Origin of the sequence: Comamonas nitrativorans, assembly GCF_042654765.1 — a bacterium.
GTDB lineage: Bacteria > Pseudomonadota > Gammaproteobacteria > Burkholderiales > Burkholderiaceae_C > Comamonas > Comamonas nitrativorans.
Window position 1 is genome coordinate 331407 of record NZ_JBHSEW010000001.1, and the last position, 16735, is coordinate 348141.

17 protein-coding genes are annotated in these 16735 nt (G+C 65.7%); 9 read left to right on the forward strand and 8 right to left on the reverse strand.

Going from position 1 to position 16735, the window contains the following annotated elements:
* The first annotated feature begins 49 nt into the window (after window positions 1–49).
* The 3 genes from ACFO3A_RS01615 to ACFO3A_RS01625 all read left to right on the forward strand — a co-directional run bounded on the left by ACFO3A_RS01615 (window position 50) and on the right by ACFO3A_RS01625 (window position 3498).
* Window positions 50–856, forward strand: coding sequence for a ferritin-like domain-containing protein (locus tag ACFO3A_RS01615; protein ID WP_377723368.1), 807 nt, complete (start codon window positions 50–52; stop codon window positions 854–856).
* A gap of 43 nt (window positions 857–899) precedes the next feature.
* A complete protein-coding gene (locus tag ACFO3A_RS01620; protein WP_377723370.1) occupies window positions 900–2138 on the forward strand; it encodes an EAL and HDOD domain-containing protein in 1239 nt (412 codons plus the stop codon).
* Window positions 2139–2238: 100 nt separating this feature from the next.
* Window positions 2239–3498, forward strand: a complete 1260-nt coding sequence (locus tag ACFO3A_RS01625) for an EAL and HDOD domain-containing protein (protein ID WP_377723372.1) — start codon at window positions 2239–2241, stop codon at window positions 3496–3498.
* A 6-nt stretch (window positions 3499–3504) separates the two neighbouring features.
* Here the strand turns inward: ACFO3A_RS01625 and xerD are convergent, their stop codons facing one another.
* Entirely contained in the window at window positions 3505–4422 is a 918-nt protein-coding gene (gene xerD / locus ACFO3A_RS01630) for a site-specific tyrosine recombinase XerD (RefSeq protein WP_377723373.1), read from the reverse strand.
* Between the two features lie 22 nt (window positions 4423–4444).
* Here xerD and ACFO3A_RS01635 point away from each other — a divergent pair, with 22 nt between their 5' ends.
* Window positions 4445–5368: an AEC family transporter gene (locus tag ACFO3A_RS01635; protein WP_377723374.1), complete on the forward strand. Its 924-nt coding sequence runs from the start codon at window positions 4445–4447 to the stop codon at window positions 5366–5368.
* Window positions 5369–5445: 77 nt separating this feature from the next.
* Here ACFO3A_RS01635 and queG read toward each other — a convergent pair whose 3' ends face one another.
* Entirely contained in the window at window positions 5446–6540 is a 1095-nt protein-coding gene (queG, locus tag ACFO3A_RS01640; protein WP_377723376.1) for a tRNA epoxyqueuosine(34) reductase QueG, read from the reverse strand.
* Between queG and tsaE the strand changes: the two genes are divergently transcribed.
* Complete coding sequence (tsaE, locus tag ACFO3A_RS01645) at window positions 6523–7047, forward strand: tRNA (adenosine(37)-N6)-threonylcarbamoyltransferase complex ATPase subunit type 1 TsaE (RefSeq protein WP_377723378.1); 525 nt, start codon at window positions 6523–6525, stop codon at window positions 7045–7047. The genes queG and tsaE overlap by 18 nt on opposite strands.
* Window positions 7044–8450: an N-acetylmuramoyl-L-alanine amidase gene (locus ACFO3A_RS01650; RefSeq protein ID WP_377723379.1), complete on the forward strand. Its 1407-nt coding sequence runs from the start codon at window positions 7044–7046 to the stop codon at window positions 8448–8450. Before tsaE ends, ACFO3A_RS01650 begins: the two co-directional genes overlap by 4 nt.
* Before the next feature lie 100 nt (window positions 8451–8550).
* Here ACFO3A_RS01650 and ACFO3A_RS01655 read toward each other — a convergent pair whose 3' ends face one another.
* The 4 genes from ACFO3A_RS01655 to ACFO3A_RS01670 form a co-directional block, all read right to left on the reverse strand.
* Window positions 8551–9834: a TRAP transporter large permease gene (locus tag ACFO3A_RS01655; RefSeq protein ID WP_377723381.1), complete on the reverse strand. Its 1284-nt coding sequence runs from the start codon at window positions 9832–9834 to the stop codon at window positions 8551–8553.
* Window positions 9831–10460, reverse strand: a complete 630-nt coding sequence (locus ACFO3A_RS01660; protein WP_377723700.1) for a TRAP transporter small permease — start codon at window positions 10458–10460, stop codon at window positions 9831–9833. The genes ACFO3A_RS01655 and ACFO3A_RS01660 overlap by 4 nt, the downstream gene beginning before the upstream one ends.
* A gap of 115 nt (window positions 10461–10575) precedes the next feature.
* Complete coding sequence (locus ACFO3A_RS01665; protein ID WP_377723382.1) at window positions 10576–11580, reverse strand: TRAP transporter substrate-binding protein; 1005 nt, start codon at window positions 11578–11580, stop codon at window positions 10576–10578.
* 88 nt (window positions 11581–11668) lie between these two features.
* The gene (locus ACFO3A_RS01670; protein ID WP_377723384.1) at window positions 11669–12673 is read right to left on the reverse strand and encodes a DctP family TRAP transporter solute-binding subunit; all 1005 of its coding nucleotides are present in this window, start codon (window positions 12671–12673) and stop codon (window positions 11669–11671) included.
* 49 nt (window positions 12674–12722) lie between these two features.
* On the opposite strand from ACFO3A_RS01670, the gene ACFO3A_RS01675 reads away from it, so the two are divergent.
* From ACFO3A_RS01675 to ACFO3A_RS01685, 3 genes are read left to right on the forward strand one after another with little or no spacing between them, the layout of a single operon-like run.
* Window positions 12723–14780, forward strand: coding sequence for a two-component system sensor histidine kinase NtrB (locus ACFO3A_RS01675; RefSeq protein WP_377723386.1), 2058 nt, complete (start codon window positions 12723–12725; stop codon window positions 14778–14780).
* A complete protein-coding gene (locus ACFO3A_RS01680; RefSeq protein ID WP_377723389.1) occupies window positions 14777–15418 on the forward strand; it encodes a response regulator transcription factor in 642 nt (213 codons plus the stop codon). Before ACFO3A_RS01675 ends, ACFO3A_RS01680 begins: the two co-directional genes overlap by 4 nt.
* Before the next feature lie 26 nt (window positions 15419–15444).
* Window positions 15445–15762 carry a YnfA family protein gene (locus tag ACFO3A_RS01685; RefSeq protein ID WP_377723391.1) on the forward strand — a complete coding sequence of 106 codons (318 nt, stop codon included), beginning with the start codon at window positions 15445–15447 and terminating at the stop codon, window positions 15760–15762.
* An 86-nt stretch (window positions 15763–15848) separates the two neighbouring features.
* Here the strand turns inward: ACFO3A_RS01685 and ACFO3A_RS01690 are convergent, their stop codons facing one another.
* Window positions 15849–16196: an SMR family transporter gene (locus ACFO3A_RS01690; protein WP_377723393.1), complete on the reverse strand. Its 348-nt coding sequence runs from the start codon at window positions 16194–16196 to the stop codon at window positions 15849–15851.
* A 2-nt stretch (window positions 16197–16198) separates the two neighbouring features.
* On the reverse strand, window positions 16199–16699 hold the full coding sequence (gene bamE / locus ACFO3A_RS01695) for an outer membrane protein assembly factor BamE domain-containing protein (RefSeq protein WP_377723394.1): 501 nt from the start codon (window positions 16697–16699) through the stop codon (window positions 16199–16201).
* Between the last annotated feature and the right edge of the window lie 36 nt (window positions 16700–16735).

The window sequence follows — 16735 nt, forward strand, 5'->3', positions numbered from 1 at the left end:
ATGGTTCTCCTCCATGAGTCTTCTCGGGTTATTACCTACAATTATCGGTATGCAACTTCGACATCATGCCTTGGAGGTTTTGCTCCTGTCCAATCCGCAGGAAAAAGCCCAAGCCGCCATCGCCATGCTGGCCCAAGCGCACCGCTACACGATCGACCCCGAGCTTGCACTGGAATGCAGCGCCCCCCTGCCGGGCCACCCGGCACGGCCCGCGCTGCTGCCGCATACGGCCGTCGCACGCCGCTCGCCGGCCACCCTGCAAGGCCGGGCCGTGCTGATGCACGCCATTGCCCACATCGAGTTCAACGCCATCAACCTGGCGCTGGACGCCATCTGGCGCTTTGCCGACATGCCCGCCGCGTATTACCTGGACTGGCTGCAGGTGGCCGGGGAAGAGGGCCGGCACTTCATGCTGATCGAAAACTGGCTGCAGACCCACAGCTTTGCCTACGGCGATTTTCCGGCCCACCAGGGGCTGTGGACGATGTGCGAAAAAACCGCGCACGACATCACCGCCCGCATGGCCCTGGTGCCGCGCACCCTGGAGGCGCGGGGGCTGGATGCCACCCCGCAGATCCAGCACAAACTGCGCCACATCGGCACGCCCGATGCGCTGGCGGCGGTGGAAATTCTGGATACCATACTGCGCGAAGAAATCGGCCATGTTGCCATCGGCAACCACTGGTACAACTGGTTATGCGGATGCCAGGCGCTGGCCCCGCAGGAACACTACACTGCCCTGGTGCAGCGCTACCAGGCACCCTGGCCCAAACCTCCCCTGAACACACCGGCACGCAAGGCGGCCGGCTTTACCCAAGAAGAAATACTCTGGCTGGAAATGGGGCCGCCGGCGTGACCATGATGCGCCGGCGCTTCGCCACATTTGTTGCCAATCTACTATGACCACTCGTTCCCCCTCCCTTGAACATTCGCCTGCCCTGATTGCCCGCCAGGCGATTGTGAACAGCGAGAAATCCGTCATCGGCTACGAGCTGTTCAACCGTTCCCGTGCGCCTGCGCAACACACTGCGGCCTCCGACGTCCTGCTGGTATTTACCGCCCTGTCGCACGCCGGGGCAGAAGACCTTGTCGGCGACAAGCTGCTGTTCGTCAACTGCACCCACGAAAGCCTGGCCGGCGGCCATCTGGAGTTGCTGGATCCGAGCAAGATCGTCCTCGAAATCCAGGACCTGGGTCACAGCGCCAGCGCCGAAGCACACCTGCGCCTGCCCATGCTGCAGACACTCAAGCAGCGCGGCTTTCGGCTGTCCTTCGGGCACTCCGTACTCGAATCGGTCTATGCCAGCTGGCTGCCGCTGGCCGATTTCATCAAGCTGGACCTGACCGTGCTGCCGCGCCAGCAATGGGGCGTGCTGACGCAATACGCACAGAAAAACAGCACCGCACACATCATCGCCACCAAGATGGAGACCGCCGAGCAGTTTGACCTGCTCCTGCACATGGGGGTCAAGCTCTTCCAGGGCTTCTGGTTTGCCCGGCCTGCGGTTTTCGAAGCCAAGATCCTGGCCCCCCGGCAGGCCAGCCTGGTCGAGCTGATCGGCCTGTTGCGCCGCCAGGCCAGCACCGACGACCTGGAGGATGTCCTCAAGAAAGACGCCGGTCTGGCCTTCAACCTGCTGCGCCTGATCAACTCGGCCAGCTTCGGCATTCAGCGCGAGATCACCTCCTTTCGGCAGGCCGTGCTGCTCATGGGGCTGAAAAAACTCTTTCGCTGGGCCGCCCTGCTGCTGGCCGCCACCAAATACGCCGACACGCCCCCCTCGCTGGGGCAGACCGCCGTGGTGCGCGGCCGCCTGATGGAACTGCTGGCCGAGGAATTCCTGACCGAAGAAGAAACCGACATGGCCTTCGTCACCGGCATCTTCTCGCTGCTGGACGTGATGCTCTCCATTCCCATCCCCAATGCGCTGCAGCTCATCCACGCCCCGGAGCTGGTCAATCAGGCGCTGCTGCAGCACACCGGCCCGCTGGCCGATTTGCTCACCCTGGCCAAAGCCTGTGAAAACAACGACGACAGCGCCTTCGACGAAGTGGCCGAAAAGCTGGGCCTGACCAACCAGCAAATCAACTGGGCCCACCTGCGGGCCCTGGCCTGGAGCGACAGTGTCGACGGCTGACCCTGACCATACTTGACATTCTGCGGCACCCAATCGGGGTACAGTCGGCGCATACCTTCGGAGCCCACAGGCAACTCCTGCGATTCCTTTATTTTTCTGTATGAGCACTACCACCGATTCTCCAACCCCGGCAGCGGCCTCTCCTGAAGCCAACGCCTTCATTGGCCGCCAGGCCATTTTGAACGAGCATCGCGAAGTCTTTGGCTACGAGCTGTTCGACCGCAGCGTGGCGGCCTTTACCGCCGCCAGCGACGCCGCCCTGCTGTTCAACGCCCTGTCCTATGCCGGCGCAGAAGCCCTGGTCGGTAAAAAGCTGGTGTTCATCAACACCACCCACGACGGCCTGGCCGGCGGCCACCTGGAACTGATCGCGCCGGAAAAAGTGATTCTGGAAATCCCCGCCCTGGCCGAAGGGGCCAACGCCTACGACATTGCCGCGCGGTGCGGGGTATTTGCCAGCCTGAAAGAGCGTGGCTTTCGCATCGCCTTCGACCAGCACGTTCTGAGCCAGAACTACGCCAGCTGGCTGCCGCTGGCCGATTTCATCAAGCTGGACATGCTCAGCATCCCGGCCCCCCAGTTGCCAGCCATCGTGGGCTTTGCCCAGGCGCACACCAAGGCCCAGGTGGTGGCAGAAAAGGTCGAAACCCAGGAACAGTTCGAGTCCATGAAAGCCCTGGGCGTCAAGCTCTTTCAGGGCTACTGGTTTGCCAAGCCCGACGTGGTGCAGGCCAAGACGGTGCGCCCCAACCAGGCAGCCATCATGCAGCTGCTCAACCTGGTGCGCAACCAGGGTAGCACCAGCGAAATCGAGGATCTGCTGAAAAAAGACCCCGCCCTGTCGTTCAACCTGCTGCGCTTCATCAACTCTGCCGGGTTTGGCCTGTCGGTGGAAGTGACCTCGTTCCGCCACGCAGTGATGATTCTGGGCCTGAAAAAACTCTTTCGCTGGGCCGCGCTGCTGCTGACCACCTCGCGCGGCAGCGATACCGCCCCGGCGATCGGCCAGACGGCGGTGGTGCGTGGCCGCCTGATGGAGTTGCTGGCCACCGAGCTGTTGTCCAAGGAGGATACGGACAACGCCTTCATCGTCGGCATGTTCTCGCTGCTCGACTCGATGCTGGGCATTCCGATGGCCGTGGCGCTGGAAGTGATTTCGCTGCCGCAACCCGTGCGGGACGCCTTGCTGCACAAGACCGGGGTATTCGCCCCCTTCCTGGAGCTGACGCTGGCCTGCGAGACAGGGGACGACAGCAACTTCGCCCGTCTGGCCGAGGCGCTGCACCTGTCCAACCACCAGGTCAACTGGGCCCACCTGCAGGCGCTGGCCTGGGCGGAAACCTTCAGCGAAATGGGCTGAACCTGCCTACCCACGCGGGTGGTGCCGGGCGTGCAGCTGCTGCAGCCGGGCGCGGGCCACGTGGGTGTAGATCTGCGTGGTGGAAATGTCGGCGTGCCCCAGCAGCAGTTGCACCACGCGTAAATCCGCCCCATGGTTGAGCAGGTGCGTGGCAAACGCATGGCGCAGCGTGTGCGGCGACAGCGGCACGGTAATCCCGGCCTGCGCAGCGTATTTTTTCACCAGCACCCAGAACATGGCCCGCGTCATGGCGCTACCGCGCTGGGTGACAAAGCAATCGTGGCTGCGCTGGCCGCCCAGAATCGCGGGCCGGCCATCCTGCACATACGCCTGCAACCAATCCTGCGCCACCTGGCCAAAAGGCACCAGCCGCTCCTTGCTGCCCTTGCCCAGTACGCGCAGCACGCCCTGCTGCAGGTCGATGTGCTGCAATGGCAGGCCGACCAGTTCGCTCACGCGCAGGCCGCTGGCGTAGAGCAGCTCCAGCATGGCGCGGTCACGCAGCCCCAGGGGCGTGCCGACCTCCGGGGCGGCCAGCAACTGCTCCACCTGCGCTTCGCTCAAGACCTGGGGCACGCGCGGCGGCCGCTTGGCGGCCAGCAGCCCCAGGGTCGGGTCGTGCTGCAGCCGTCCTTCGCGCAGCGCCCAGTGGTAGTAGCGGCGCAGCACGCTCAGGCCCCGGTTGCTGGACGTGGCCTTGGCCCCCTGGGCATGGCGCCGGGCCTGCCAGGCTTGCAGGTCGGCCGCCTGCGCGGCATCCAGCGCAACCCCCCGGCCCGCGAGAAAACGGGCGCAGGCGCCGGCATCGCGCCGGTAGGCCTGCAAGGTGTTTTCTGCCAGACCGTCTTCCAGCAGCAAGGCTTGCAGAAAGGCATCCAGCCCGGCCCAGCTGGCCGCCAGTGCTGCGTTGTCGTGTTCTTCCATAGCGGCGCTATTGTGGCGTTCTATGATCGCCGCCATGCAGTACGTGACCTTGCTTTTCCCCGATTTTTTCCTGATCGTGCTGGGCTATGTGCTGTGCCGCTGGACGCCGTTGAACCGCAGCGTCTGGCAGAGCGTGGAGATGCTGGTGTACTACCTGCTGTTTCCGGTGATGCTGTTCACCTCCATCGCGCAAAGCACGCTGGACTGGGCCGCCACCTCGCAACTGGTGCTGGCCGGTTTGCTGTGCGCGGGCGGCGGCGTGGCCCTGGCGTACAGCCTGCCGTACTGGCCGCTGCTGGGCCGGCGCATCGACCGGCGTGAACATGCCGCCAGTGCGCAAATTGCCTTTCGCTTCAACTCTTTCATCGGCCTGGCGCTGGCCCAGCGCCTGGGCGGCGCCCAGGGGTTGCTGCTCATGTCGGTGCTGATCGGTTTTTGCGTGCCGCTGATGAACGTGGCCGCCGTCTGGCCGATGGCCCGCAGCGGCGGGCATCAGCTGGCGCGGCAGTTGCTGCGCAATCCGCTCATCCTCGCCACCAGCAGCGGTCTGGCGGCCAATGCACTGGGCTGGCACCTGCCGGAACTGCTGCACGCCCCGGCCAGCCGCATCGGCGCGGCGGCCATCGCCATGGGGCTGATGTGCGCGGGTGCGGGTATGCGCCTGGGCTTGCTCGGGCACGCCTGGCAACTCAGCGGCGGGGTGCTGGCGATTCGCCACCTGCTGCTGCCGCTGATCGCCTTCGGCACCGCCTGGGCCTTGCACCTGTCCAGCGAGCAGGCGCTGGTGCTGCTGGTGTTCAATGCCCTGCCCGCGTCCTCGACCTGCTACGTGCTGGCGGCGCAAATGGGCTTCAACGGCGGCTATGTGGCGATGCTGGTGACGCTCTCCACGGCCCTGGCGGCGCTGAGTCTGCCTTTGGCCATGGCCCTGGTACAGTATTTATAAGTGAGCGCTTTCCGCTGATTTATCTTGGGTTTCAATATTATTTGATATTGAAATCAACGCAATACCAGCGGTAGAAGCTATCGATTCAAGAGCAACGATTGCGCCAGCGCCCACTGCACATGCTCGCGCACCAGCTCGCTGGCGTCGTCCCGGCGGGTGTCCAGCGTGGCCGCGATGGCCTGCGCCGTGGCGGCATCCCCGGCGCTGCGCAGGGCATTGCCCAGCGCCACGGCGATGTTGCGCAGCCATTTTTCGTGGCCGATGCGCCGGATGGGGCTGCCTTCGGTGCGGCGCAAAAAGGTGGCCTCGTCCCAGGCGAAGAGTTCGGCCAGGCCCACGTCCTGCATCCCCGGGCGCACGTCGAAATCGGCCAGCACGCTGGGCTGGGCGAACTTGTTCCAGGGGCAGGCCAGCTGACAGTCGTCGCAGCCGTAGATGCGGTTGGCCATCAGCGGGCGCAGTTCCTCGGGAATGCTGCCGCCGTACTCGATCGTCAGGTACGAGATGCAGCGCCGCGCATCGACGTGCAGCGGGCCGACGATGGCCCCGGTCGGGCAGGCGTCGATGCAGGCGGTGCAGCTGCCGCAATGCACCGTCACCGGGTCGGTCGGCGCCAGGGGCATGTCCACGTAGATTTCGCCCAGGAAGAAGGTGGAGCCGGCCTCGCGGTTCAGCACCAGGCTGTGCTTGCCACGCCAGCCCTGGCCGCTGCGCCGGGCCAGTTCGGCCTCCAGCACCGGGGCGGAATCGGTGAACGCACGGTGGCCGAACGGCCCCAGCTCCTGCGCCATGCGTTCGGCCAGCTTTTGCAGGCGTGCGCGTAACACCTTGTGGTAGTCGCGCCCCCGGGCGTAGACGGAGATGATGGCCTCCTGCGGATTTTTCAGGCGCTGCCACTCGCGCTCCTGCCAGCCGGGGGGCGTGTCCTGCGGCAGGTAATCCATGCGGGCGGTGATGACGCTGACGGTGCCCGGCACCAGCTCGGCCGGGCGGGCGCGTTTGAGGCCATGCGCGGCCATGTAGTGCATCTGCCCGTGAAAGCCCTGTTCCAGCCAGCGCAGCAAGCCCGGTTCGCTGGAAGATAAATCCACGCCGGCCACGCCAATTTGCGAAAATCCCAGCTCCTTGGCCCAGGCAGCGATGCGGGCCAGCCATTGACTGTTCTCGTCCATAAGCGAGCGATTGTAGAAATGTCCGATTCTCCCCAGCCGCCCCAGGCACACACCCTTACCTGGGCCAGCGAAGCCGATACCGCCCGCTTTGCCCGGCAACTGGCCGCCAGCCCTGCCATCCAGGATGCCTTCATCACCCTGCACGGCGATCTGGGCGCAGGCAAGACCACGCTGGTGCGCCATTTGCTGCAGGCCCTGGGCGTGCAGGGGCGCATCAAAAGCCCGACCTATGCGGTGGTGGAACCCTACGAAGTGCCCCAGTGCGCCATCTGGCATTTCGACTTTTACCGCTTCGACGACCCGCTGGAGTGGGAAGATGCGGGTTTTCGGGATATCTTTGCCCGCCCCGGACTGAAGCTGGCAGAATGGCCGGAAAAAGCCGCAGGGCTTACTCCCAAAGCCGATCTAGCTATCTATATAGAAGCGATTGATTCCACCCAACGCCGTGTCGGCCTGCGTCCGGGCAGCGCACGCGGCAAGCAACTGTTGCAAACCTGGTTTTCATGAGCGCAGACCGCCCCCCGATCTCCCACCCCCGTCGCCGCCTGCTGCAAGCGGGCACCCTGGCACTGCTGCTGGGGCGCCAGCACATCGCCTTCGGCGCCAGCATCGTGGCGGTGCGCGTCTGGCCGGCGCCGGATTATTCGCGCGTCACGCTCGAATCGGACACGCCGCTGAAAACCACGCAGACCTTCATCCCCAACCCGCCGCGCCTGGCGGTGGACATCGAGGGCATGGTGCTGAACGCCACGCTCAAGGAACTGGCCGTCAAGGTGCAGCCCGACGACCCGAACATCGCCGCCATCCGCATCGGCCAGAACAGCCCCAGCGTGGTGCGGCTGGTACTCGATCTGAAACAGGCGGCCAAGCCCCAGGTGTTCACGCTCAAGCCCGTGCCCCCCTACCAGCACCGCCTGGTGCTGGATTTGTACCCGGAGCAGGAGCAGGACCCCCTGGCGCTGCTGATCCAGGAGCGCCTGCCCGGCGCGGAACTGTCGGCCAGCGCCGCAGCCGCCGCCGACGATGCGCAGGAGGACGACGACCCGCTGGGACAATTCATCGCCCAACGCCAGCCGACGCCCGAACACCCCGCGCAGCCGCCCGCCGCCGTGGCCACGGCCCCGGAAAAAGCCCCCGCCGCCCAGCCTGCGCCGCCCAAAAGCATTCCTGCGGCGACCAAGACCGAGCGCATCATCATCGTCGCCCTGGACCCCGGCCACGGCGGGGAAGACCCGGGCGCCATCGGCCCGCGCGGCACGCGGGAGAAGGACGTGGTGCTGAAAATCGCCCACCTGGTGCGTGACCGCATCAACGCCAGCCGCATCAACGGCAACCCGATGCGGGCGTTTCTGACGCGCGATGGCGACTTCTTCGTTCCCCTGGCCACGCGCGTGAGCAAGGCGCGGCGCGTGCAGGCCGACCTGTTCATCAGCATTCACGCCGATGCGTTCACCAAGCCCTCGGCCAACGGCGCCAGCGTGTTCGCCCTGAGCCAGAAGGGCGCCTCCAGCACCGCCGCCCGCTGGCTGGCCGACAAGGAAAACCAGGCCAACCTGATCGGCGGCCTGAACATGGGCAACCAGAAGGACAAAACTGTGCAGCACGCCCTGCTGGACATGAGCACCACCGCGCAAATCCGCGACAGCCTGCAACTGGGCAGCGTGCTGCTGGGGCAGATCGGCAGCTTTGCCAAGCTGCACAAGCCCAAGGTGGAGCAGGCGGGCTTTGCCGTGCTGAAGGCGCCGGACATCCCCAGCGTGCTGATCGAAACCGCCTTCATCAGCAACCCCGACGAGGAGCTGCGCCTGCGCAACCCCGCCTACCAGGCCAAGCTGGCCGACGCCATCATGCAGGGCATCCGCCAGTATTTCGCCAAGTACCCGCCCACGGCACGGGCACGCAGTATTTAAGAAAACGTTCTAAAAAAGAAGCTGCTACCGCTCTAAAACAAAGGGTTTCAGATAGAAAACTATCTGAAACCCTTTATTTATCTGCGGTAAAAGCTATGCTTTACATCATCCCCAAGGCACGCGGCAGCCACAGGGACAGGCCGGGCCAGTAGGTGACCAGCACCAGGAAGCACAGCATGGACAGCAGCCAGGGCCAGACGGCCACGGTCAGCTCGGTGATGCCCATCTTGGTGATGCCGGAGGCCACGTACAGGTTCAGGCCCACGGGCGGGTGGCACATGCCCACTTCCATGTTCACCACCATCAGGATGCCCAGGTGGATGGGGTCGATGCCCAACTGCATGGCGATGGGGAACATGATGGGCGCGAAGATCAGCATGATCGACGACGGCTCCATGAAGTTGCCCGCCAGCAGCAGGATGACGTTGACCATCAGCAGGAAGGAGATCACGCCCAGGCCGTTGCCCAGCATCCAGTCGGCCATGGCCTGCGGGATGCCTTCATTGGCCATGATGAAGCTGAACAGCGCCGCGTTGGTGATGATGTAGAGCAGCATGGCGCTCATGTTGGCGGAACTGAGCAGCACCTTGGGCACGTCTTTCAGGCCCATGTCCTTGTAGATGAACACGGCCACGACGAAGGCGTACACGGCGCTCATGGCGGCCGCCTCGGTGGGGGTGAAGATGCCGCTGTAGATGCCGCCCATCACCACCACGATCAGGAACAGGCCCCAGGCGGATTTGCGGAAGGCATCCCAGCGCTGCGCCCACGAGGCCTTGGGCAGGCGCGGGTAGTTGTTCTTGCGGGCACGCCACCAAGTCACGCCGCCCAGGATCATGGCCAGCAGCAGGCCGGGCACGACGCCCGCCATGAACAGCGCCCCGACCGAGGTATTGGTCGCCACGGCGTACATCACCATCACGATGGACGGCGGAATCAGAATCCCCAGCGCCCCGGAGGTGGTGATGACCCCCGCGCCAAAGCGCTTGGGAAAGCCCGCCCTGGCCATCGCCGGCAGCAGGATGGAGCCGATGGCCACCACCGTCGCCGGGCTGGAGCCGGACACCGCCGCAAACAGGGCGCAGGCCAGCACGCCGCCCAGGCCCAGGCCGCCGTGCCAGTGGCCGACCATCGCCGTGGCGAAGTTGATCATGCGTTTGGCCACGCCCCCGTGGGTGAGAAAGTTGCCCGCCAGGATGAAGAAGGGGATCGCCATGATCTCGAACTTCTCGATACCGGTGAACAGTTTGAGCGCCACCGATTCCAGCGGCACCTCGGTAAAGCCGAACAGAAAGGACAGCACCGTCAGGCCCAGGGCGATGGACACCGGCATCCCGGAGACCATCAGCAGCGTGAGGATCAGAAAAATAATGGCCGCGTTCATGCTTTGTCTCCCTTCTGGCTCTGGCTGGCTTCTTCAAGCTCGTCGTCCAGGCCATCGACGTGGCCGTGGTCGTGGTGCGGCAGCTCGCCGGTGCGGAGGAAGGCCACCAGCACCTGCAGGAAGCGGAAGCACATCAGGCTGCTGCCCAGGGGAATGGCGCTGTAGACGATCCAGGTGGGCCACTCCAGGTCGGGGGTGGTCGGGCCTTCGATCAGGTCGTCCACATTCATGCCCAGCAGCTCGCTGATGCCGTAGTGCGCCCCGTTGTCCCAGACGAAGGTGGCGCCCATGACCGCCACCATGCCGGTGAACAGCGCCCCGGCGGCCAGGCCGAAGATGATGAATTTGTTGCGGTTGGCCGTGCCCATCCGGTTGATGACCACGTCCACGCCGACGTGGATGCCGGTGCGCACGCCGTAGGCCGCGCCGAACTTGGCCATCCAGACGAACATGATGATCGTCAGCTCCTGCGCCCAGGTCATGTTGATGCCCAGCAGCCAGTCCTGCAGGCCCGGTATGGCAAAGCCTGCGCTGTAGCGGTGCAGCACCGCAATAAAAACGATGAGGGTGGCCGCGCCCATCAAAAAGGCGATGAGCCACTCCTCCAGGTGATCGAGTATTTTCATCATGAGACAACTTCTCCCAGGTAAGCCGGGCCGTACATACCGTACGTACCGTGCGCCCCTGGCACAGCGGGCACCGCAACATGGCTGCGGTGCCCGCTGTCTTTAGGGGGTGGGTTTAGAGCTTGCTGGGGTCAAAGCCGGTGGCCTGGTACACGTCCTGGATGACGTCCTTGCCGATGCGGCTTTCCATCTGCTTGTGCACGGGCACCAGCGCTTTCTTCAGGGCATTGCGCTCTTCGGCGGTGGGGGTGTAGATGGTGGTCTTGCCGCTTTTCTTCACCGCTTCCAGGGACTGGTCGTTCTCGTCCTGCGCGATCTGGTTGGCGTAGGCGGTGGCCTGCTTCATGGCCTCTTCGAGCTGGCCGCGCACGGTGGCGTCCAGACCGTCCCAGAACTTCTTGTTCACGATCACCGCGTAGCCCAGGTAGCCGTGGTTGGTCATGGAGACGTGCTTCTGCACCTCGTGCATCTTCTGGGTGTAGAAGTTGGACGGGGGGTTCTCGGTCGCGTCCACCACGCCGGTTTGCAGCGCCTGGTAGGTTTCACCGAAGGCGATCACCTGCGGGATGCCGCCCAGGGCGCGGATTTCGGCCTCCAGCACTTTCGAGGACTGGATGCGGTACTTCTGCCCCTTGTAGTCGGCCACGCTGTGGATGGGTTTGTTCGAGGAGAACACCTTGAAGCCGTTGTCCCAGTACGCCAGGCCGGTGATGCCGCGTTTTTGCAGCTTGTCCAGCAGCTTCTGGCCCACGGGGCCGGTGGTGACTTTGTGCAGGTCGTCGCGGTTGTCGAAGATGAAGGGCAGGTCGAACACCTCGAACTCCTTCACGCCCAGCGGGCCGAACTTGGCCAGCGAGGGGGCCAGCATCTGCACCGCGCCCAGTTGCAGGGCTTCCATCTCTTCCTTGTCCTTGTAGAGGGCGCTGTTGGCGTGGACTTCCACCTTCACCTTGCCGCCCGTCAGCTCCTCGGCCTTCTTGGCGAAGAACTCGGCGGCCTTGCCCTTGGGCGTGTCTTGCGCCACGACGTGGCTGAACTTGATCACGGTCTGGGCATGGGCCACGGTGGCGCCAAAGGCCAGCAGGGCGCAGGCCAGAACATGTTTGACGGGAAATTGCATGGGACAGGTCTCCTTGAATGACGGGATGAACAACACGCCCCGCAATGTAGGAAAGCCCCCGCCGCTTGCAAACTGTGGCGTTCCACAGCTAGGGTTTACCCCTGTCTTTCAGCATCGCCTGCACCCACTGCCCGCCGATGCGCTGCGCCAGCCCCTCGTAGACCGGTTGCAGCGCCTGGCGCAACTGCTCGCGCTGCCGGTCGCCGGGGTGGTGGATGCGGGTTGCGCCGGTGGCGCGGAGTGCGGCCAGGTCGCGCTCGTTCTGCTGCTGGGCCATGGCATTGCCCCAGTCCAGCGCCACGCGCAGCGCCTGCTGCATCCAGCCGCGCTGCTGGGGCTGCAAGTGCTGCCAGAAGCGCTGGTGGACGACCAGGCAGTAGCCCAGGTAACCGTGGCGGGTCAGGCTCAGGTCGGTCTGCGCCTCGTGCATCTGCTGCGTCCAGAAGTTGGAGACGGGGTTCTCCGTGCCGTCGACCACGCCCAGCGCCAGGGCGCGGCGTGTCTGGGCAAAGTCCAGCTCCACCGGCTGCGCCCCCAGCACGCGCATCTGGTGGGCAATCACGCGCGAGCCTTGCACCCGCATCCGCTGGCCGACGAAGTCCTGCGGCTCCAGCAGGGCGCGGTTGGCGCTCATGTGCTTGAAGCCGTTGTCCAGATACCCCAGCCCCACCAGCCGCTGGCGCTGCAAGGCCGCCAGCAGCGCCTGTCCCACCCGCCCCTGCATGGTGCGATGCACCTGGGCGTGGGTTTCGAACAGAAAGGGCAGGTCGAACAGTTCGAACTCCGGAAAGCCGATGCGCCCGAACTTGGACAGCGAGGGCGCCAGCATGTCCACCGCGCCCAGTTGCAGCGCCTGCATCTCGTCCAGATCGCTGTAGAGGCGGGCGTTGGCAAAAATCTGCACCTGCATACGCCCCTTGCTGACGGCATCGAGCTGCTGGGCGAACTGTTGCAGAGCCACCCCTTTGGGCGTTGCTTCCTTGACGACGTGCGACAGGCGCAGCACCAGCGGCCGGGCCGAGGCCGTGCGCACCCAGGGGGCGCAAACCAGGGCTTGCAAACAGCGGCGGCGCAGCGGGTTGGCGTCATTCATAGCCCGCTATTATTGCCAGTCCCTTTCGCTTGACCATTCCGCCTGCCCCGTGCCCCCCGTCCCTCCGCCATCGCAGGTGTCCCAGGAGTCCCCCGACTCGCCGGACGCCCTGGACTACATCCTGCTGCACACCCAGCGCCTGAGCGAACGCAGCCGCTGGGCCGTCGTCTGGATGATGGGCTTTGCCGCGCTGGTCATCGCCACCGTGGTGGCGCTGGCCTGGTACCTGGACCATTTCGAGAAAGAGGAAGAAGAGCGCCGCCGTGGGGCCGACGCCCAGTGGCTGGAGCAAAGCGTGCTGTTCCACTTCCGCCGCCTGCAGGACGATGCCGCCCGCCTGGCCCGCCGCGCCGCGCTGGACGGCCCCGACGCCCTGGTGCCCGCCCCCGGCCAGGACACCTACCTGGACGATGACCTGCCCGTCGGCCTGCTCTGGCGCAGCCCGGACACCATCGTCGCCCAGACGTGGCTGCCCGCCCGCCAGGGGCACGACGCCGACGTCCCGCTGTGGCGCGAACACATGGCCCTGCACCCCAGCAACCGGCAGGCGCTGGACACGCTGCTGGACATCACCACCGGCCTGCGCCGCTCCAGCTACGCCGGGCCGATGCGCAACGCCCACGGCATTGCGGGCGACACCGTCTGGCTGGCCGTGCCCTACTTCGACGACAGCCGCCTGCTGGGCAACTACGTGCTGGCGGTGTCGATGGAACATGCCCTGGCCGCCCTGCTGCCGCCGTGGTTCCTGGCCCAGCAAAGCGTGCGGCTGGTGGTCGATGCCGCGCCCGCCGCGCCGCCGGCCCCGGATGGCCGCTACAACACCGCGATCAATCTGCCGGGCACCGACCTGCTGCTGGAGGTCGTCCCGCAAGGGCCACGCAGCTCCACCGTGCCCCGGGTGTTCTTCCTGGTGGCGCTCTTGTTCCTGCTGGGGATGCTGGTCAGCCTGCTGGCGCTGCGCCAGGACTTGCGCAAGCGCCGCCAGGTGCAGCAGCGCCTGCAGGCCGAGGTGGCCCTGCGCACGGCCATGGAGCAATCGGCCAGCGTCGGGATGCGGGCCTGGGACATGCAGGGGCGGGTGCTGTACGTCAACCCCGCCTTCTGCGCCATGCTGGGCTACCCCGCCGAGGAGCTGATCGGCCAGCGGGCGCCCTTCCCCTACTGGCCCGCCGAGCATGTGCCACGCATCTTCGACGAGCATGAACGCATCATCCGCCAGGGCACCCGGCCCCAGGGCATCGAAGTGCAGTTCCAGCACCGCAACGGCCAGCGCGTGGACGTCCTCATCCACGAAGCACCGCTGCGCGACAGCCACGGCGTGCAACTGGGCTGGATGAGTTCCATCGTCGACATCAGCGAGCGCAAACGCGCCCAGCAACTGGCGCAGTTGCAGCAGGAAAAGCTCGAAGCCTCCGAGCGCCTGGTGGCCGTCGGCGAAGTCGCCTCCACCCTGGCGCACGAGCTGAACCAGCCGCTGGGGGCGCTGTCCAGCTTCGCCACCGGGCTGCTCAACCGCCTGAACAGCGCCACCATCACCCTGGCCGACATGCAGCCCGTGGTGCAGCGCATGGCCCAGTTGGCCGAACGCGCCGGCAGCGTGCTGCAACGCGTCAACGCCTTTGCCCGCCGCCGCGAGCTGAACCTGGAACACATCGACCTGAACGCCCTGGCCCGCCGCGCCTGCAACGCCGCGCAAGAGGGGCAGGCACTGCGCATCCACCAACTGCTGCCCAGCGCCCCCACCCCGGTGCAAGGCGACGCCCTGCTGCTGGAACATCTGCTGCACAACCTGTGCAGCAACGCCCTGGCCTGGGCCGCACGCGGGCAGGCAGCCCACCCCCAAGTGCAGGTGCGCCTGGACGTGGCCGACAGCGCCCTCACCCTGGCCGTGGCCGATACCGGCCCCGGCGTGCCCGCCGAAGACCAGGCGCGGATTTTCGACGCCTTTTTCAGCACCCAGCCCGGCGGCATGGGCATGGGGCTGGCCATCTGCCGCTCCATCGTCGAGGCGCACCACGGCAGCATTGCCGTGGGCCGCGACCCGCTGCTGGGCGGCGCCCTGTTCACCGTCACCCTGCCCCGCACACCCGCCCCACCCAAGCCATGACATCCCTGCCCCCCTGCATCCACATCGTGGACGACGACCCGGACATCCGCGACGGCCTGGCCTGGCTGTTCGACTCGCGCGGCTGGCGCAGTTGCGGCTGGGCCAGCGGCCCGGCCTTCATCGAAGGCATTGCCGCCCAGGCCCCCGACTGGGGCGCAGCGGTGGTGCTGCTGGACGTGCGGATGCAGCCCTGGTCGGGGCCCGTCACCTTCGAGCATTTCAAGCCCCTGGGCTGCCCCTGGCCGGTGCTGTTCCTCACCGGCCACGGCGATGTCAGCACTGCCGTGCAGGCCGTCAAGAACGGCGCCTGGGATTTTCTGGAAAAGCCGTTCCAGGACAACCTGCTGGTCGATCGCGTCGAACAGGCCCTGCAGGCCGCCGCCAGCCAGACCCAGGCGCAGCGCCACACGCAGCGGCTGCGCCAGGCGCTGGCCAGCCTCAGCCCGCGCGAACGCGAAGTCCTGGGCGAACTGCTGCGCGGCCACTACAACAAGAACATCGCCGAACACCTGGGCATCACCCAGCGCACGGTGGAATTTCACCGCGCCAACATCTTTGAAAAAATGGGGGTCGAATCGGCCATCGAGCTGGCGCACCAGCTGGGGCAGTTGCAGTCGCTGGACGGGGACGCGCACTGATTCGGAAAAACAAGGAACAAGAAAAAATGTCCACCCTCGCCCTGTACGTCGCCACCGCGCTGGCCGAAATCCTGGGCTGCTACCTGCCCTACCTGTGGCTGAAAGAAGGCAAGTCCGCCTGGCTGCTGCTGCCCGCCGCCGTCAGCCTGGCCGTGTTTGCCTGGCTGCTCACCCTGCACGCCAGCGCCGCAGGGCGCGTCTATGCCGCCTATGGCGGTGTCTACATCGGCGTGGCCATTGCCTGGCTGTGGGCGGTGGACGGGGTGCGGCCCACCCCGTGGGACGCCGCAGGCGTGCTGGTGGCCCTGGCGGGCATGGGCATCATCGCATTTCAACCAAAATAAGTAGCCTTTTCCGCTGACAAACCAAGGGTTTCATACATAAAACTATCTGAAATCCTTTTTTTATAAGCGGAAACAGCTATGAATTTTCAATGCCCCACGGTTTTCGAGAACAGATTGATCACCAGCACCCCGGCGATGATCAAGCCCAGGCCCAGCAGCGCCGGGGCATCCAGGCGCTGCCCCAGCCAGAACCAGCCGACCAGCGAAATCAGCACGATGCCCACGCCCGACCAGATGGCGTAGGCCACGCCGGTAGGAATGGTTTTCAGGGTGTGCGAGAGGCAATAGAACGCCAGCGCATACCCCAGCACCGTGACCAGGCTGGGCCACAGCCGGGTGAAGCTGTCCGACGCCTTCAGCGCCGAAGTGCCGATCACCTCCGCAATGATCGCCGTGCCCAGGTAGGCGTACGCCGCCGCTGCCGAAGACGCCATCGCTAACGCCCCTCCGGCAGTTTCTCGATGCTGCCCGAGCGCAGCACCCGGCCATCGGCGCCAAAGGTGACGGTCAACACCATCTCCCGCGCGGGCGGATCGACCCAGCGCCAGTCCCAGTCGGTTTCCTGCTTCAGGTCGTAGGTCATGCGCCTGGCCGGCTGGCCCAGCAGGCGGCGCACCTGTTCCTGGCTCATGCCCGGCTGCACCTGCGCAAAGACGTGCGGGGCCAGCACCTGGCGCAGGGCACTCATCCGGCCATCGGCGCCGATGGTGATCATGAAGTTCTGGTGCCCCATGGGCTGGCGGTTGTATTCAAAGGTGCGCCCGCCATCCTGCTCGGGCCAGATGGTGGCCGGCTCGCCGAACTGGGCGCGGACATCGGCCTCGGTCGACAGCCCTTCCTCCAGCGCGTCGATGCGCTGCTGGTCGCAGCCCAGCAGCGCCAGCACGCTGGTTCCGACCGCCGCCGCGGCCCGCCATAGACGATGCAGCATCGGCATCCCTCCTTTTTCTTGTCCCGTGGACGAAGAAGCCTA

Coding starts and splice junctions, on each gene's coding strand:
- ACFO3A_RS01625 (WP_377723372.1), top strand. CDS start 2,239: ATGAGCACTACCACCGATTCTCCAACCCCGGCAGCGGCCTCTCCTGAA.
- queG (WP_377723376.1), bottom strand. CDS start 6,540: ATGGACGAGAACAGTCAATGGCTGGCCCGCATCGCTGCCTGGGCCAAG.
- ACFO3A_RS01685 (WP_377723391.1), top strand. CDS start 15,445: ATGTCCACCCTCGCCCTGTACGTCGCCACCGCGCTGGCCGAAATCCTG.
- xerD (WP_377723373.1), bottom strand. CDS start 4,422: ATGGAAGAACACGACAACGCAGCACTGGCGGCCAGCTGGGCCGGGCTG.
- ACFO3A_RS01650 (WP_377723379.1), top strand. CDS start 7,044: ATGAGCGCAGACCGCCCCCCGATCTCCCACCCCCGTCGCCGCCTGCTG.
- ACFO3A_RS01615 (WP_377723368.1), top strand. CDS start 50: ATGCAACTTCGACATCATGCCTTGGAGGTTTTGCTCCTGTCCAATCCG.
- bamE (WP_377723394.1), bottom strand. CDS start 16,699: ATGCCGATGCTGCATCGTCTATGGCGGGCCGCGGCGGCGGTCGGAACC.
- ACFO3A_RS01620 (WP_377723370.1), top strand. CDS start 900: ATGACCACTCGTTCCCCCTCCCTTGAACATTCGCCTGCCCTGATTGCC.
- ACFO3A_RS01690 (WP_377723393.1), bottom strand. CDS start 16,196: ATGGCGTCTTCGGCAGCGGCGGCGTACGCCTACCTGGGCACGGCGATC.
- ACFO3A_RS01660 (WP_377723700.1), bottom strand. CDS start 10,460: ATGAAAATACTCGATCACCTGGAGGAGTGGCTCATCGCCTTTTTGATG.
- ACFO3A_RS01635 (WP_377723374.1), top strand. CDS start 4,445: ATGATCGCCGCCATGCAGTACGTGACCTTGCTTTTCCCCGATTTTTTC.
- ACFO3A_RS01670 (WP_377723384.1), bottom strand. CDS start 12,673: ATGAATGACGCCAACCCGCTGCGCCGCCGCTGTTTGCAAGCCCTGGTT.
- ACFO3A_RS01665 (WP_377723382.1), bottom strand. CDS start 11,580: ATGCAATTTCCCGTCAAACATGTTCTGGCCTGCGCCCTGCTGGCCTTT.
- ACFO3A_RS01680 (WP_377723389.1), top strand. CDS start 14,777: ATGACATCCCTGCCCCCCTGCATCCACATCGTGGACGACGACCCGGAC.
- ACFO3A_RS01655 (WP_377723381.1), bottom strand. CDS start 9,834: ATGAACGCGGCCATTATTTTTCTGATCCTCACGCTGCTGATGGTCTCC.